This is a genomic window from Mucilaginibacter sp. CAU 1740 (assembly GCF_039839285.1).
In the GTDB taxonomy this organism is placed as follows: domain Bacteria; phylum Bacteroidota; class Bacteroidia; order Sphingobacteriales; family Sphingobacteriaceae; genus Mucilaginibacter.
Genome location: NZ_JBDOQS010000007.1, coordinates 215,856 through 232,853, shown reverse-complemented (window position 1 = coordinate 232,853; position 16,998 = coordinate 215,856). Strand labels below are relative to the sequence as shown.

11 protein-coding genes are annotated in these 16,998 nt (G+C 44.8%); 10 read left to right on the top strand and 1 reads right to left on the bottom strand.

Going from position 1 to position 16,998, the window contains the following annotated elements; all coding sequences use genetic code 11:
* Positions 1 to 29: 29 nt before the first annotated feature.
* From AAFN85_RS16860 to AAFN85_RS16815, 10 genes are read left to right on the top strand one after another with little or no spacing between them, the layout of a single operon-like run.
* A complete protein-coding gene (locus AAFN85_RS16860) occupies positions 30 to 1,538 on the top strand; it encodes a RagB/SusD family nutrient uptake outer membrane protein (RefSeq protein ID WP_347528773.1) in 1,509 nt (502 codons plus the stop codon).
* Positions 1,539 to 1,549: 11 nt separating this feature from the next.
* A complete protein-coding gene (locus tag AAFN85_RS16855) occupies positions 1,550 to 2,659 on the top strand; it encodes a fasciclin domain-containing protein (RefSeq protein WP_347528772.1) in 1,110 nt (369 codons plus the stop codon).
* 44 nt (positions 2,660 to 2,703) lie between these two features.
* On the top strand, positions 2,704 to 3,792 hold the full coding sequence (locus AAFN85_RS16850; RefSeq protein WP_347528771.1) for a DUF5007 domain-containing protein: 1,089 nt from the start codon (positions 2,704 to 2,706) through the stop codon (positions 3,790 to 3,792).
* 20 nt (positions 3,793 to 3,812) lie between these two features.
* Positions 3,813 to 6,959, top strand: coding sequence for a SusC/RagA family TonB-linked outer membrane protein (locus AAFN85_RS16845; protein ID WP_347528770.1), 3,147 nt, complete (start codon positions 3,813 to 3,815; stop codon positions 6,957 to 6,959).
* Positions 6,960 to 6,970: 11 nt separating this feature from the next.
* Positions 6,971 to 8,494 (top strand): RagB/SusD family nutrient uptake outer membrane protein, encoded by a 1,524-nt coding sequence (locus tag AAFN85_RS16840; RefSeq protein ID WP_347528769.1) that lies wholly within the window; start codon positions 6,971 to 6,973, stop codon positions 8,492 to 8,494.
* A 17-nt stretch (positions 8,495 to 8,511) separates the two neighbouring features.
* Positions 8,512 to 9,246 (top strand): hypothetical protein, encoded by a 735-nt coding sequence (locus AAFN85_RS16835; protein WP_347528768.1) that lies wholly within the window; start codon positions 8,512 to 8,514, stop codon positions 9,244 to 9,246.
* Positions 9,247 to 9,288: 42 nt separating this feature from the next.
* On the top strand, positions 9,289 to 10,899 hold the full coding sequence (locus AAFN85_RS16830; protein WP_347528767.1) for a DUF5008 domain-containing protein: 1,611 nt from the start codon (positions 9,289 to 9,291) through the stop codon (positions 10,897 to 10,899).
* Positions 10,900 to 10,928: 29 nt separating this feature from the next.
* Positions 10,929 to 12,629, top strand: coding sequence for an alkaline phosphatase family protein (locus tag AAFN85_RS16825; protein WP_347528766.1), 1,701 nt, complete (start codon positions 10,929 to 10,931; stop codon positions 12,627 to 12,629).
* A 26-nt stretch (positions 12,630 to 12,655) separates the two neighbouring features.
* The gene (locus AAFN85_RS16820; protein WP_347528765.1) at positions 12,656 to 14,095 is read left to right on the top strand and encodes a PA14 domain-containing protein; all 1,440 of its coding nucleotides are present in this window, start codon (positions 12,656 to 12,658) and stop codon (positions 14,093 to 14,095) included.
* A 32-nt stretch (positions 14,096 to 14,127) separates the two neighbouring features.
* Positions 14,128 to 14,940 (top strand): PKD domain-containing protein, encoded by an 813-nt coding sequence (locus AAFN85_RS16815; protein ID WP_347528764.1) that lies wholly within the window; start codon positions 14,128 to 14,130, stop codon positions 14,938 to 14,940.
* Positions 14,941 to 14,970: 30 nt separating this feature from the next.
* On the opposite strand, the gene AAFN85_RS16810 is transcribed toward AAFN85_RS16815, so the two are convergent.
* Positions 14,971 to 16,932 (bottom strand): beta-N-acetylglucosaminidase domain-containing protein, encoded by a 1,962-nt coding sequence (locus AAFN85_RS16810; RefSeq protein ID WP_347528763.1) that lies wholly within the window; start codon positions 16,930 to 16,932, stop codon positions 14,971 to 14,973.
* Positions 16,933 to 16,998: the final 66 nt, after the last annotated feature.

Below are 16,998 nucleotides of genomic sequence, written 5' to 3'. Positions count from 1 at the left end.
AGAACGATCACAAAAATCATGTTGTAAAAATGAAAAAGACATTATGTATCGTCCTGATCCTGTTTAGCGCGGCAATAACAAGCTGTAATAAAACATTGGATATCGACTCGACAAGGGTTGTGGGCGAAAAAAACATGTGGAATAAGCTTGAAGATGCACGTGCCGGCATATTGGGAGTGTATGCGCTTACCCGTGCCGCCTTGTCTGATAACGATAGCCACTGGCTTTATGGCGATGTACGCACCGGCGAATTTATCAGCCCCAACCGGCAAGATCTGAAAGCTATTTCAAGCAACCAGCTTAACGCATCGTACCCAACTGTAGAGGCTTTGTCCGACTGGACAAGGTTTTACGCTATCATCAACGCTGCCAACATTTTCCTTGAACGAGTAGGCGATGTAAAAGCTGCCGATAAGCGGTACACCGAAAATAATATGATAGTAGATGTTGCCCAGGCGCGTTTCCTGCGCGCTTTCACCTATTTCTATATTGTAAGGATCTGGGGAGATGTGCCCTTCATCACTGCCTCACACGATGGCAAGTTTGAGAACCAGCCCCGCGAAAGCGGCGATAAAATATTGATCTGGGCACAACAGGAAATGCTTAAAGCCGCCGCCGATCTGCCGTTTGTGTACAGCAATAACGATGTTCAGCAGCCAGGTAATTACTACAATGAAGATGCTACCCGCTGGGGTGGTGCTTTAGCTACCAAAAACACGGCTTACGCGGTTTTGGCCCATTTGGCAGCATGGCAGGGAAACTATACCGAGGTTGCAACCTACACCAAATTTGTAGAGGACAACTACGGCAAAAGCGGTATCAACTTTCAAAGCACTGAGGACCTGACCAAATCAAACGGCTTCTTTTTCAATAAAAATACCAGCCAGATGTTTGGTTTTAACTCGGATTGGGGACACGTTGAAGGCTCTGTAGCCGGTCACCTTGAAGAGTTAACCCTGGCCGAGCCTGTAGTGAATAAAAAAGTACCGGACATTTACATGCCTAAGGATACTATCCTTAAAATATTCAATTTACCTAAAGATGAACGTTTTAGTATTGATACCCTTGGTCAGCCACGCAGCGAAAGGTATTTCACCAACATCAATGGCAAGTACCCCATCTTCAGCAAAATAAAGGTAATCCAGGGTGGTGTTTCAGATCCTACTTTCCGCTACTTCACCAGCGCGCTGATCTTTACAAGAATCGAGGACGTGGTACTTCTCCGTGCTGAAGCCCTGGCTGTTTTAGGAGATGTGAACGGTGCGTTAAATGAAACTGTCTCTGTGATCTTCAGACGCGGCATAACAGATATAACCTTCGATAGCAACCAGGATATCATCGATCTGATATTTCAGGAACGTCACCGCGAACTGTTGGGCGAAGGCCAGCGATGGTACGATCTGGTTAGGTATAATAAGATCAAGCAAAACAACCCGGCTTTTCTCAAACTCATCAATTCGAAGGGGATCTACTGGCCGGTATCGCGCAAGCTTATCGCGCAGAACAACCTGTTAACTCAAAACCCATTTTGGAAATAAACTGACCATATATGAAAAAGTTAATAAAATATATGAGTGCCTTAGCGCCGGTGTTTATCGCAGTGCTGCTGCAAACCGCCTGCAAAAAGGATGGAGGTTATCATGACGCCACAGGCACAAGCTCAAAATTTGACGGCAACACTTACGAGTACCTGAAAAGTAAACCCGGCGTGTACGATTCATTACTGGCTGTAATAAACAGGATGGGGTTGCAACAAACGCTTATGGATAGCAATGTTACCCTGTTCGCGGTTACAAACCCAAGTTTTCAGCTGGCCATTAATAACCTAAATACTTTAAGGAGACAAAGCGACAAAGACCCCTTGTTTTTAGCAAAAATTGATGGTGTGCAGCTGGATACCATGGTTTCGTACTACATAGTAAGAGGTAAACGCACAACCGATTCACTGTTGCTACAGGATGGTCTTGACCTGCCCAGCGTACGTTTCGCGTACCCTATGCATGGTAAGGTTATCAAAATAGCAGCATCAGGCCTAACTGGTGGCGGCCCCGATGTTATTGAATTTAGCAATACTAAACGGAGCAAATTTGTCAGAAACTGGTCTACCACTACAACCGGTTCCAATAATATCAGCACAAAAAATGGTATTGTTCATGTAATTAGCCCCGATCACATTTTTGGCTTTGATGAATTTGTATCGCGCCTAACCTTTGTTCCGCCACCACCAAACCTCATGACCCTGATAGGCGGCAAGCTTACTGTTTTGAGGGATAACGCCGGCGGGCCAGATAATGGTGAAGGTTCTAAAAAAGTTATCGACGGCGATGACCATACCAAATTCCTTGCCGAACTACAGGGACGCTTATGGATGCAGTATGAGTTGAATGAACCTGCGGTTTCCGGAGTTTACACACTGGTATCTGCCAATGATGCTCCCGAGCGCGACCCAAGGGCATGGACCTACGAAGGATCTAATGACGGTAAAAACTGGACCGAGCTTGACAGGCGGAGCAACTTCTTTTTTGAAGAACGATACCAAACCAAAGTTTTCAGGTGCCCAAATACCACAGCTTATAAATTTTATAGGGTAGATATTACCGAGCTGCGCGATGGCGGCCTTTTCCAACTGGCAGAATGGACTATCAATAAAGTGAAGTAAAGATGGAAGATCAAAATATTAAAGCGATAAAAAAACCAAAAGACATGCGAGCATTCATAAAAATGGGATCAATGGCTCTGCTGTTTGTTGCAGCCGCGCTGAGTAGTTGTAAAAAGATGTACGGGATTCCGGATGAGAAAGATTATCTCAGCAACAATGTAAACTACGCCAATAAGGTTTTTGAACCAATTTTAGGGCGAACCACTTTAATGGGTGGTTTTAACGGCGATAACTCAACGCAGCCGCTAAAGTTTGAGATCATCAACGCCCGGTTTGGCGATGGCCGGCCGGTTACCGATCTGTTTCAAAAAAAGCAAACCTACGTATGGACGGCTCCTTACAACGGACTTGAAAAAAGCCTGAGCGAGATAGAAGCCAAACGTAAACTGGAAGAACATCCCTTGTTTGAGGTACGTTCATCGGGCGAGTTTATTATGTGGGGCTCATCAACCAACGAGCTGATAGCACCACGAGCTACTGACAGTACCAATTTCCCGCAAAACACGCGTTACTTTGATGTTAAAATAACCAATACAGGCGGCAGTACCGTAATTCGCGATTTGCAGGTAAGGCCATTCCGCGAACGCCCTTATGAGCCATCGGACGATTTTAACATTTACTCGGGTTTGCCTGCACCTCACCCTAAAACGCCTTATAACCCTGCCAGCCGCAACTATATCAGGCCGTTTTTAAATGATGTAATAGGTGCGCAAACAGATATCCCGCTGCAAAGTAACGATGATAAGAAAGATGTGGTGGTGTACATCCGTCCGTTTACCGGCGGAACCGGCAACTCGTTAAGGTTTAAATTCCTGAATAAAGATTCGGTAGAGATAAACCCGGCTTTATTAAACGAAACAACCTGGGATAAAATAGTACATGGGTTTAACATACAAAAAACCACAACCTATGTGCAATATGACGTTGCCTATCCAATTCCCCTGGTAGAGATACCAACGGTTTACGCGCCAGGAGGCACAAGGGACCACGCCGAATTTAAATACTCACGCATTGGTTTTGGCGGCGCCCGGGTGGTAGCAAGTTTCGGGATAGATTTCGCTATATACAAAAAAGGCGATTGGGAGATCGTATTCCACTTTTTGAAAGACAATCCAAAGTTTGAAGACGAATAAGCGAATTAAAACTTATCACGATGAAAAAACACATACTATTTTATATAGTGCTTGCCGTTTGCATAAGCTTCTTCTGCACAGAGGCTAATGCACAGGCGCAAAATATAACGATCTCCGGCACGGTGGTTGAAAAAGCAAACAATAAGATCCTGCCCGGCGTAAATATTTATTTGGGCAATAAAGGCCTAACAACAACCGACTACAAAGGAAAGTTTACTGTTACCGTACCTGTTAACAGTACCCTTCTGTTCACGTTTATAGGTTTTATTTCGGAAAAAGTAAAAATTGAAGCCGGACAAAAAAACATAACGGTAACGCTCACCGAGGATAAAAAAGGCCTTAATGAGGTAATTATTGTTGCCTACCAAAACCGGAACAAGGAATCAACGCCGGGTGCAGCTGTTACTATAACGGCAAAGGATATCCAGGACGTACCAACTTCAAACGTTGAAAACTTGTTGCAAGGTAAAGTAGCGGGCTTAAACGTCCAAAACAATACCGGTGCCCCCGGTTTCAGGGGCTCGGTTCAGGTGCGTGGTTTATCAACCTTAAGCGTATCTGGCAGTGGTAGCGAATCATTTTTGCAACCTACTTCTCCACTGTATATTATTGATGGGGTGCCGCTGGATGCTGATAAAGCTGCAGAGTTTGGTTTTCAAACGCAAGGGCCGGGCGTTAGTCCGCTGTCATTGATCCCGGTTGAGGATATCCAGAGCATCCAGGTAATGAAAGATGCCCAGGCAACTTCCATGTACGGTTCAAGGGGCGCTTATGGTGTAATTATCATTACTACCAAACGCGGAAACTCTAAAGTGCCAAGGGTACGTTACACAGGTAACTTCTTTGTTAATGCTACCCCACAACTACGTTCAACAATAGGCGGTAATGCCGAGCGCCAGGCAAAGATCCAACAGATCCTATCCAACGCTACCGTTATTGATGAGCTGAGACGATTAGGCCAAACCGGCTTCCTGGCCGATAGCTTGAACGCCTACTGGAACAACTCAACCAACTGGCAATCTATTTTTTACGGCACAACGCATAACCAAAGCCATAACGTATCCTTAGACGGCGGAAACGACCGCTTTAACTACAAGGCCAACATGGGCTACTATTCAGAAAAAGGGGTTATTAAAAACACCGGTTTCGATAGGTATAACCTGAATATGAATATGGAGTTTAGGCCTAATGATAAATTCAGGTTCTTTGGCTCGTTATTCGGTTCATTAGGCAGCCAGGCGAAAGGTAACGGTGTTGGTTTGCTGCAGCAAGGTGTTGCGCAAAACGGTCAGGCTTCTACCCTGTTACCACCGCCGTCCTTTTATCTCTCGCCCGATGGTGTTACATCCGCTCTGCAAACACAAAACAGTAACAGCACCAGGAATATCCGCACCAATGTTGATGGGCGCTACGAGTTTATAAAGGGCCTGGCGTTATCATCGAGTATCAGTTATGATTATACCTCCGATGCCGAATCGACCTTTACACCGGCTGCTGCCAATGCCCAGTTTGCACAGGTATATGATTATGCGGGCCGTAATTACACGTTATACAATCGTAACGCTATTACTTATGCCCAAACATTTGGTGCCGATCATACCATCTTCGTTAATACTTTTAATGAGATCTATAAGCAAGGCGGCCAAAGCGGTATCATCAGGCAAACCCGCATCCCTAATGATCAGTTGCAGGGCCCTGTAGGTTCCGACTCTTATAATTCAAGAGGTGGCGGTGTATTATCCAATTACAGAAACGCTACTATCGCATCCTTCGCGGGTTCATTTAACTACGATTTTAAAAAGAAATACGTATTGGAACTCTCATACCGCCTGGATGGTACATCATCAAACGGTTTAGAGAACCCTTACTCCAAAAACCCGGCGGCAGGTTTCAGGTGGAACTACTATAAGGAAAACTGGTTTAAAAATTGGGATTGGCTTACATCGGGTGGTTTAAGGTTAACCTGGGGACAAAACATTGTACCAACAGGTACTTTACAAAGCATTTATGGTTTGTACAACCTTAACGGTAATTTCAACAATAACCCTACCATTGGTATCAACTATGAATTTATACCTAACCCGGCCTTAAAGCCTACTACCACTACCCAATATAACCTGGGTTTTGATATGACGCTTTTTCAAGGCAAAGTTGATTTCACTTTTGATACCTATTACAAAAAGGTTGATAATTTATTGTTCGATAGGTTTTTGTCTAACAGCACCGGCTTTCAGAAAAAATCAAGTAACGACGTATCCATTGCCGATTTTGGTTATGAGCTGATGGTGACCTTCAGGCCGCTAACCGCCAAAGATTTTAACTGGACCGTATCATTTAACGGTGCTATCAACCGCGATTACCTGCTAAGGTTACCTGCTGAATACAACGGACAGTATATCAAATTTGACTATAACAACCGTCAGCACATCGTTTTCAGGGTGGGTAAAAATACCTTATCAAATTACCTGCTAACTAACCAGGGTGTTTACGCAACCGACGCCAACGTACCTGTAGACCCGGTAACCGGGAAAAAATATCAAACAGGCGGGTTGGCCTTTAAAGGCGGCGATCCGAGGTTTAAAGATGTTAACGGCGACTATATCCTTGATGACCGCGACTATGAAATAACCGGTAACTCGCAGCCTTTAATTACAGGCGGTATGTCAACAAATATCAACTACAAAAACTTCGGGTTAAATATTTACGCAACCTACACAGCTAAAAGAACGATTTTGAATAATGCCCTGTCAGACAGGCTATCCATCATGCGAGATCCATACGCCCTATTGGCGGCTGTACCGCTGAATGACCTGGATATATGGCGAAAACCGGGCGATCAATCCAAATACCCTAACCCCTACTCGTTTTCGAGGTTTAACCAGATACAGCCGCTCCGTTCCGATCAGAGCTTATGGCAGGAAGAGGGCTCATACCTCAAGATCAACACGGTTACGCTATCCTACATGTTTGATAGGAAGGTTGTGCGGCAGTTTGGGTTTAACAACGTGAGGGTTTATTTCTCAACCAATAACCTCATCACTTTTTCGGGATATCAAGGACCTAACCCCGAGAACGTGACCTCACTGGGCCGGGATATATCAAGCGGTTACCCGGTACCACGCACATACAATTTAGGTTTAAATATCGAACTCAATACAAGTAAATAAAACTCAAGATCATGAAAAAAAGTGTTATATACATTTTAGCGGCGGCAGCAAGCTTGTGTTTACCATCCTGTAAAAAGTTTCTGAACGTACAGCCCATCGATAAATTAACGGGTAATAACTTTTACCAGTCTAAAGATGATGTGGTGGCCAATATTTACGATATGTCAAGAGCGTTTTTTGGCAAGATAAACGAAACGCATTTTATCGGCGCTACGGGCGAATATCGCTCGGGCGAGGTTTTGTACGAACCCCAGTCAGATAACGGGCCTGCGCGTGCATATGTAGAAGTATTGGGCCGCAATGACCTGATCAGGCTTTTGGGGGGAAATCAACCCTGGGATTTCTACAATTTTTATCGTATTACCGATTGGACAGGCTATTACCAGGTGATACAAAGCGCCAATATCCTTATTTCAAAATTGGAAACCGGGGTGCCGGGCGTAACCGAGGCTGAGAAAAAGCAATTTGAAGGCGAAGCCGCTTTTATACGCAACCTCGCATACTTTTATATGGTAAGGCTTTATGGCGATGTACCTTACTATACCGATGCATTCCATTCAACAGCTTTACCGCGTGAAAACATGGTATCTGTTTTTAATAAATGCATAGCCGACCTTAAAAAATACAAGGATGGTTTACCCTGGACCTATTCAGATCCGGCTTTAAAAGGTGTAAGAGCGAGCCGGGGCAGCGTTATCGCGCTTATCATGAATATGAACATGTGGAACGCCGGCTTTGATAAAGCTAATGCAAACAAATACTACCAGGAAACCGCCGATTACGGTCAGGAGTTAATTAAAAGCAATGCTTACCGGTTACTGCCTATAACTGAATGGGCAACGGTTATCAAAGGACGATCAGACGAGAGTTTATTTGAATTTTTCCGCAGTATAAACTATGGCGATCAAAACCTCAACGTTGCCCCTATTGGTGATATGTTTTTGCATTATCCATATAAAAGGCCGGAGTACACGCACCGCATAAGCTTTGCCTATTTCAGGGCCGAGTATATGCAAAAACTATATTCAGGTACATCTGATAAGCGTGCTACTATCTGGTTTAACTCAGACATCTATGCCGATAACGGAAAGTTCATGATGTTAAAGTTTGCTCAAAACTCATTTGCAACCGGCGAGGAAGATGCTAACCCTGATAACACCTTTATGATATTCAGGTACGCCGGCGAAATACTGCTCTGCGCAGAAGCGCTGGCCGAGCTGGGGCAGGATGACCAGGCCATTGCTTTACTGAATAAAGTACGGGCACGGGCCGAAGCCTCACTTTATACCGGCGGCGGCGGTCAGGACCTTAAGGATTTCATCTTTCTTGAAAGATCGCGCGAGCTGATGGGCGAAGGCCACCATTATTTTGACCTGGTGCGCACCCGCAGGATCATGAATGGCGAATGGAGTTACAATGTATTAACGCTGGATAAATTTAACCGCGGCGCCTGGACATGGCCTATCAGCAGTAACGCGCTTGCCAATAACCCTTTTATGTCGTTAAACATGTACTGGGTTAACGGAGGTAATTAACCAATCATTAAAAAGAAATGAAGAGCAATATGAAAAATATGATTATTGTGTTTGCCGGGTTATTACTGGTGCTTACCGGCTGTAAACGCGATGAATACTATAAAGACGGAGGCAAGGCCAAGGCCGATTACCCCGCCAATATGCTGCAATATTTGCAGGATAAACCTGTGCCTTTTGATACCATTGCGCAAATCGTAAAACTGGCCGGCCTGGAAGAAACCTTCCGCAAAACGGATTTTACCTTTTTCGCGCCCGATGATGATGTGATCAAACGAACCATCGGCAACAACAAAACAAGGGGATCATTAAATAAATTTTTGTTTGATCAGGGCCGTGATACAGTAAAAAAGCTATCAGATATCGATTCGGCCATATGGAGAAAATACCTGCAACGCTATATGTTTAAGGGCATTAACCGGCTTAAAGATTATCCGCAGATAGATATCGACCTGCAAAACCAATATCCGGGCGCGCTTTATTACGCTTACAGCGGCGATGTTGTGAATATTGGCGTATTGTATGCCGATGCTAATAACATTAAATATATCGGCCCGCGTACGTTGATGATCAGTTATATCTATGACATCAACAACGCTCAGAACGCGGTTTTTCGCAATAAGGTTTCCTCATCGGATATTAAACCCACCAATGGCGTAGTGCATACCCTGCAATATAATGAGGCCTACTTTGGGTTTAGCCAGGATGATTTTTACCAGGAGATCTACTTCGCGGGGCTTCACCCTTCCGATTAAAACATTATCAACAATATTTTTTCAATGGCAATCAATTGAAATATGAGAAGAATTAACTACATCATCATGCTTATCCTGCTTGCATTCGGCATGGAGGCATGTAAAAAGGATAAAACAATTTACTCCGAACCATACGGCGACGGAAAGCCGCCTTTAGGTGTTACTCTTAGCCGCGATGCGGTACCTGTACCTGCAGTTGGCGCGGTGGGCACCGAGGTAACATTTAAAGCCACCGGCCTTGTGGCTTATAAAGACAAAATAAAGTTTATGTTTAACGGCGAACCCGGCCAGGTTACCGAAGTAACAGCATCAACCATTAAAGTAAAAGTGCCTGCGTTTGGCAGCACCGGCATCACCTCGATAGCTATTGACGATCAGTTAGTGCTCGGCCCGCTGTTTAAAGTATCCGGATTGATCAATATCGATCCTTCTTTCAGGGCTACTGCAGGCGCAAACAGTACTGTGAACCAGGTTTATCCGCTTGCCGATGGCCGTAACCTGATATTGGGCTGGTTTACCAATTATGATAACAAGGGCATCATTACGCCGCTTAACCGTATTGTCAGAACATCGGCCGATGGCGAGTTTGACCGTACTTTCCGTACAGGTAAGGCAGCAAACGGATCATTGTCAAGGGTTATTGAGCTTGGCGGCAAATACGTTATAGCAGGTGGTTTCAACGGCTACAATCAGCGTACCGAAAATATCAGCAATATCACAACTTTAAATGTTGATGGCAGTGTTGATACCATGGGCGTAAAAACCTATAGGCGTCCATCGCAAACAGATACCACCAAATATTTTCCGAAGTTTAATGGCGGTACTAATGATTATATCTCAAAAGTATATAAGCATCAAAATAAGATACTGGCAACCGGAAGTTTCAGGTACTATGTAAACCGGGTTTATACGCAACATAATCACGATTTTACCCGCGATACGGTGATCCTTGACAGTACCGAGATACGGCAAATAGTTCGTTTAAACCTGGATGGATCGCTTGATAAAACATACCGTTTTAATACAACCACAAATAAAGGTTTACCATCGGCAAATGGCCCTGTAGATTCATACATGCATACCGATGCCGATCAGTTGGAAAAACTGGTACTGTTTGGCAGCTTTACCACATTTGACCAGAAAACCGCGGGGCGCCTGGTTAGGTTAACCGCCGGTGGTAGCATTGATGATTCGTTTAAAACAGGTACCGGTGCCGATAACAGTATCTCATCCCTAACCTATAACCCGGTAACCAAAAAGTATCTAATAACAGGCATATTTAGAAAATACGATGGCAAAGAGGCTATTGGCATGGCGCTCATTAACCTCGATGGCACACTCGATCAGGCTTTTGTAGCCAAAACTTTTGAAGGAGGCTATCCCGGTTTTGCAAGGCAGCTTAATGACGGGCTGATAGTAGTAAGCGGCAGCTTTAAAAAGTATGATAACGTTACCCGCAATGGTTTCATGGTACTAAATACCAAAGGCGAACTTGCCGGTAATTATAATACCACCGGGCCGTTCTCAGGTTTCTTAACTGATATTATCGAAACCAAATCAACCGATGGTAAACGGGCCCTGTTGCTGATAGGTGGCTTTGACCGTTTTGATAATATACAGGTTAGCAACATCATACGCGTAACCATCGAATAAATTTATGACAACCTATAATTTATAAAGAAATGCAGAACAGGAAAAAATATAAACAGATCATTTTTTCGATCATTTGTGCATTGGCTGTTGTTACAATATCCTGTAATAAAGATTTTGTGCGTACCCTGCCCAATAAAGATTATGCAGATACAGCCAGTGCATCCTTCGGTGCGCGTAAGGTTTTGTACCTGATTGTTGATGGCGCAAGGGGTTCATCGGTAAACAGCGCCAACGTTCCCAATATAAAATCGCTATTACCCAATTCCATATACAGTTGGGTTGCCTTAAGCGATCCGGATTCCACGCGCGACGTGAGCAACTGGGCCAATATGTTAACCGGTGTACAAAAAGAAAAACACAAAGTATTATCAGATGATGCTACCGGGAACAACCTAACAACTTATCCCGTGTTTTTTGAAAGGGTAAAAGAAGAAAAACCAAACGCAAAGATCGTTTCTTTCGCTTCTTCGGCCACATTCAAAAACAAGTTAACACAGGGCGCTACAACAAGCGAGCTGTTCAGCACTGACGAGCAGATAAAAACCGCTGTAGTTAATAGCCTGAATACCGATACGGCACAATTGATAGTTGGCCAGTTTAACGATATCAGGGAAGCAGGTGCAAGATACGGGTACGATAATTCGTTTTCACAGTATAAGGGCGCGATAGAAAAGTTTGACGGCTATGTGGGTGAGATGATAGATGCCCTGAAAAAGAGGAAAAACTACGCCAACGAGGATTGGCTGGTAGTAATAGCATCAAGCGGTGGCGGTAAATTCAATATTCCGGCTAACGAGAATGATAATACCGTTTTCAGTAACACTGCTGCCAATACATTCACCATTTATTATAACCCCAAATATAAACAGCGGGTAATAGGTAAACCATTTACCGGCAACAGGTATTTGGGCCGTACCGTACGTTTGAAAGACACCGGCGTAAGGGCTGAAATTGACACTGCCGATATTTTTAACATTGATGATACTACCAAGTTTACCATCGAACTGAAGGTAAAAAAGAATGAGGATAAATTCTTCTGGCCAAGTATTTTGGGTAAAAGAGCGGAATGGTCATCAGGGCACCCGGGCGTTGGATGGGTAATTTACCTTGAAGATGCTTACTGGTATTTCGAATACCGGGGTACTAAGGATAATGATTATCACCAGTGCCGCGGCGGCGATCTGCCAAAAGGCCAATGGGAAAACCTTTCGGTTAAATGCGAAATACGTGCCGGCAAACGGTATATCAGAACCTACACCAATGGCGGTTTTAATAATGAGATAGAGATAACGGCTTCCGGGAGCCTTAGTAACAACAGCAAACTAAAGCTGGGTTATTTGAACGGTACAGGGCACGGAACGCCTGATGTATATGTAACCGATATCAGGTTTTTTAAAGTTGACGTACCAGATGCTGTAATAGGAAATTATGCCTGCGAAACATCTATCAGCGAAGGCCACCCCTACTACACCTTTTTAGCAGCATACTGGCCGGGCACAGATGGCCAGAGCGACAGGATCAGGGATGTTGGCCCACAGGCCCGCGATTTCAAATTAAAAGGCAATTACCAATGGGAAGATTTTAATGACCTGATCTGCCCACCGCCGGCCGGCGCGCTTGCCCAGTTTGTTCCGCAAACGGTAGATATTCCGGCACAGATCATAAACTGGTTCAGGATCCCTAACAGGCAAGCCTGGGGACTTGATGGCCGCGTTTGGCTTGATCAATAGATGTTAACCATTATAAACTAAATTATATGATGATGAAAAAATACAGATATGTTTTGCTTATCGGGTTAATGATCCTGGTAGCGGCAGCCTGCAAAAACAACGCGCTCGACGACCTGAAGCCAATTCAGAATACAGACAGGGATATTTCGGGTGCGGGCACCAACGCCGGTGGTGTAACAGCCGGTAACGAGATAGTTAAAGTGCCATTTAAGATATCCTTGTCGGGACCGGCAACTAAGGCTTTTCAGGTGGGAATTACGTTTAACAATGATACAGTTACCAAACTGATAGCCAACGGCACCCTTAAAAACACAGTGATACTGCCTGCGGGTGCCATTGATTACAATAGCGTTATTAATGTAGCATTTGGTTCGGATACAGCAAGCTCGGTTGCCAGTATCAGGTTATCGGCCATCGAAGCTAACTATGGCAAAAACGTTGCCTTCGCGTTTAAGCTTACCGCCCCAGGCAAAGGCAACCAGATAAAAGGCGGACAATCAAATATCATGGTGGTGCTTGATACCAAAACGCTTATAAAAGAAACTGATATCCATTACATATCGCTTTTGAACGGCGGCGGCATTATGAATGTGGATTATCAAAAAAACTACACCACATCGCCGGCCGGTATTACCATTCCTTTAACTGTAAACCTTGCGGGCGTACCAGCCGGAGCCTTCAATGTGCACGTAAAATTGAACATGGATACGATAGCCGATCTGGTGAACAAAAAAGTGTTACCTGCCAACACCATAGCACTTAATGCAGATCAATTTTCTTTGGATACTTTGATCAGGGTAAACTCAAACGCCAGCACGGCAATAATACGTTTATCAATAGGCTGGCCGGTTTTCGACGCCAATATAGCTGCCAATAAACGCTTTGGCTTTGTAGTGAGCCTGTCAAATCCAACAAAACACATCCTGCACCCAACAAACAGCAAATTGATAGTTTTGGTGCAGCCGGAGGTTAACCTGGATAATAATTCGTACATAACAGGTAATGGTACAGGTTTAAAGGCTGAATATTTTTCCAATAACCAACTGCTTGATTTTGATGGCAGAAAGCCTGACCTTGTTCAGATAGAACCTACTATTGATTGGCCCAACGATGGCGTTTGGCAGGCCGCGATCCCAACCATAAGCCACGATAATTTCTCCACCAGGTGGACCGGCGAGTTCCTGGCTCCTGTTAGGGGCGAATACGTATTCTGGCAAAATGAATGGGACGACGGATCGAGATTATTTATTGACGGCAAAGCCATTATTAATGATTATACCACCGAGTGGGATAAAGACAGCCGTACAGCCAAAATATTTTTAGAACGGGGCAAACGCTATAAAATAGAAGCCAATCACCGTGAAAACGTGGGCGGCCAGCGCGCCCGTTTAACTTTCGAAGTACCGTCGGCCGGTATTAATGGCCGTAGGATAGTACCACAAAGCCAATTATTCCCTGCACCCTGAGCGAAAACAGATCATTGGAAAAAATTAAAAACATGAAAAAAGCATTGCACATTATATCGGTATTTTCAACAGTGGCTCTGTTGTTTGCCGGGTGTAAAAAAGATAAGCCCGCGCCCCAGCCCCAACCAGATGAGCCACTGCCTTTAGTGGATTTTACAGCCGCGCGAACAGATAGCGTTGATTTTTTGAGTTATCAATTTACAAGTGCCGTTACCAATTATAAAGACATTTTATGGCAGTTTGGCGACGACAGTACATCAACAGAGAAAGCCCCCAAACACAGGTTTGCTTTTGATGGGTTGTACCACGTAACTTTAACAGCCCGAAATTCGCAGGGATTTTCATCAGCCCGCGAGATCATATTAAATGTTGCCGATCCTAATTTTGACCGCACCAAGGTTGGTGAAAGTTACTTTAAAACCATAGGCGGCACGCTCACCGTATCGCGCGATAACGGTGGCGGTCCCAATGCAAACGAAGGTTCGTTAAAAGTGGTTGACGGAGATGCGAATACCAAATTTCTGCAGTCAGGTTTCTCTGGCGATCTGGTAATGAAGTATGAGCTAAATACCCCTGCCGTTGCCGGTGCTTACACCATGACATCGGCTAATGACTCGCCAGATCGCGACCCTAAAGGGTGGATCCTACAAGGATCGGAAGATGGCATCCGCTGGATAAACCTGCACAGCAAAAACAACGAAGTTTTTGCAAACCGTTTTCAGCGCATCATCTATCACTTTAACAATAATGTAGCTTATAAATTTTATAGGATAACTATTAAGGTTAATAATGGCAGCCGTGATTTTCAAATGGCTGAGTGGACGGTTAATAAAAAGCAGCCGTAAGGGCTGCTTTTTATTGATACGGTCGCGATCTTATTTGCCAAAATTAATTAATGTTGGGGCATCATTCACAAATTCGTCCAGCACCCCATCGGCTATCTTGATCGGGCCTTCCGTTCTCGTTACTCCCGGCAGGGTGCGAATAGCCGCCGCCTGGGCAGCAAGCAGTTTCGCGTTAGCAAAATATGACCCGGCTGCTGCGCTTTTATTATTTGCGGCTTCAAGCCCGGCAGCAGTTAATTGTAATGCCCTACCCCACAATTGCATAGCATCAAGCCATGGGCGTGCCTCGCGGGCAAACGCGGTATCTATTACTCCCGACCGGATAATATCTGGCGCACCGGCAAACTCTGCCGCCTGTTGGTTTAGTTGAGTAATTGCGCGGTGACGTGTAGCATCGTCGCCTACGGCAATTGCATCACGTACGCCATCCAATAGCATTTTTAAACGCGGTGCCTGTGGCTGCCATGGCTGGCTACCAAAAGTGGGTGCCATATGTTGTGTATCGAAGAAAATAAGCAGCGCTGCTGTTGCCTGCTCGTCACCACCCGTAAGTGCACGTGCCGCATAAAGCAAGGTGCGTTCAGCATCATAGGCTTTATCGTTCCAGCTGAAGGCAGCTACTCCGGTTACTGCAACCCGGCTTGGTGCTTCCTGGTTCATCGGGTTTGAAAGAATACCCGTGAGTTCATCGGATAGTCCGGCTTCCCTGCGCGCGTAAGGTGCAAGCAGTAACCTGCCGGTTGTTTGTGCATAATCATTTACAGGATAATTATCCCACAGCAATGTTTTGCGGCCGAATGCTTTTGTAGCCGCCTTGGCATCCGAGATAGCTATAGCAGGCGGTACTACGTCGGTACCAGTCCATTGCACAACTATTTTGGGGTCGAGATTTTTCCTCAAGGCTGCCTTGTATAAGCTTTCCTTAGCGTCGTAATATTCGGTTGGCACCATGATTAGCGGTTTTGCTTCAGGGTCGTGGGCATTTAGGCTGGCCTGCACGGCATTTAAAAACTTTGATTGGGCTGCACCGGCTGCTTCGGCACTGGGTGCGCCTAAATTTGTTTTATCTATTTCGCAATTCCATTTGGTATATTCAATATCATCAAGTGCCACATAAAAGTTATGTACGCCGATAGAGCGCAGGGCATCGAATTTACGTTCGATGGCGTGAAGGTCGGCCGTGTCTGAAAAACAAAGCGATGGCCCGGGCGAAATGGCGTACACAAAATTGATGTGGTTGGTATGGGCTACCGAAACCAGCTTGCCCAGATCGGTTAAAACTGCTTTAGGATATGCTTCTCTCCATCGATCACGGGCATAAGGATCATCTTTAGGGCTATAAACATAAGTGTTAGCTTTAACAGTACCCAAAAAGTTAAGGTGTTTTTTCCGGGCTTCCATAGACCATGGCGCGCCGTAAAACCCTTCAATAGTACCACGAACCGGCATTGCAGGATGATCCTGAATGACAATTTCTGGTATAGCTGAGTTTTTAATCAACTGACGAAAAGTTTGTGCTGCATGAAACAAGCCATCAGCATCCTTACCGGCAAGCGTAATTAATGCACCTGTCCCGGTTGCTGTGCTTGCAATTGTATAGCCTTCGGCATGGCTATCTGCCTGAGCGGAATTTCTTGAAAGTGCCGAACGCAGAATGCTTGCATCACCATTGCCAATAACAAAGTAAAGTCCATTTAAAACGTTGGGCAACTGTTGAGCGGTAACAATATTTTCAACTCCTGATGATTTAAGGATACTGCGAATAAGTGCCGCGATTTCGGGATCGGTGCCTTTTGCCTCTATCAAAACAACCGATTTGGTTAAAGGGATCAAGGTATTTCCCAACTTGATTGATACAGGTGTCGGGAAAATGGCCGGCAATGTTACGGGATGCGTAAGCGCGGTTTCGTAGGTTTTGGGGACAGTGGTCTGCGCGTTAGCAATGCTGAAGCTTAGTATTGATAAACCTAAACAGGTCAATGTTTTTTTCATCGAATTTAGTGTTATAAAAATAGCGCCGGTTGAGGGGCGCTATTTCAGGTAGTTAGTTTTAGTTTA

Coding starts and splice junctions, on each gene's coding strand:
- AAFN85_RS16860 (WP_347528773.1), top strand. CDS start 30: ATGAAAAAGACATTATGTATCGTCCTGATCCTGTTTAGCGCGGCAATA.
- AAFN85_RS16855 (WP_347528772.1), top strand. CDS start 1,550: ATGAAAAAGTTAATAAAATATATGAGTGCCTTAGCGCCGGTGTTTATC.
- AAFN85_RS16850 (WP_347528771.1), top strand. CDS start 2,704: ATGCGAGCATTCATAAAAATGGGATCAATGGCTCTGCTGTTTGTTGCA.
- AAFN85_RS16845 (WP_347528770.1), top strand. CDS start 3,813: ATGAAAAAACACATACTATTTTATATAGTGCTTGCCGTTTGCATAAGC.
- AAFN85_RS16840 (WP_347528769.1), top strand. CDS start 6,971: ATGAAAAAAAGTGTTATATACATTTTAGCGGCGGCAGCAAGCTTGTGT.
- AAFN85_RS16835 (WP_347528768.1), top strand. CDS start 8,512: ATGAAGAGCAATATGAAAAATATGATTATTGTGTTTGCCGGGTTATTA.
- AAFN85_RS16830 (WP_347528767.1), top strand. CDS start 9,289: ATGAGAAGAATTAACTACATCATCATGCTTATCCTGCTTGCATTCGGC.
- AAFN85_RS16825 (WP_347528766.1), top strand. CDS start 10,929: ATGCAGAACAGGAAAAAATATAAACAGATCATTTTTTCGATCATTTGT.
- AAFN85_RS16820 (WP_347528765.1), top strand. CDS start 12,656: ATGATGATGAAAAAATACAGATATGTTTTGCTTATCGGGTTAATGATC.
- AAFN85_RS16815 (WP_347528764.1), top strand. CDS start 14,128: ATGAAAAAAGCATTGCACATTATATCGGTATTTTCAACAGTGGCTCTG.
- AAFN85_RS16810 (WP_347528763.1), bottom strand. CDS start 16,932: ATGAAAAAAACATTGACCTGTTTAGGTTTATCAATACTAAGCTTCAGC.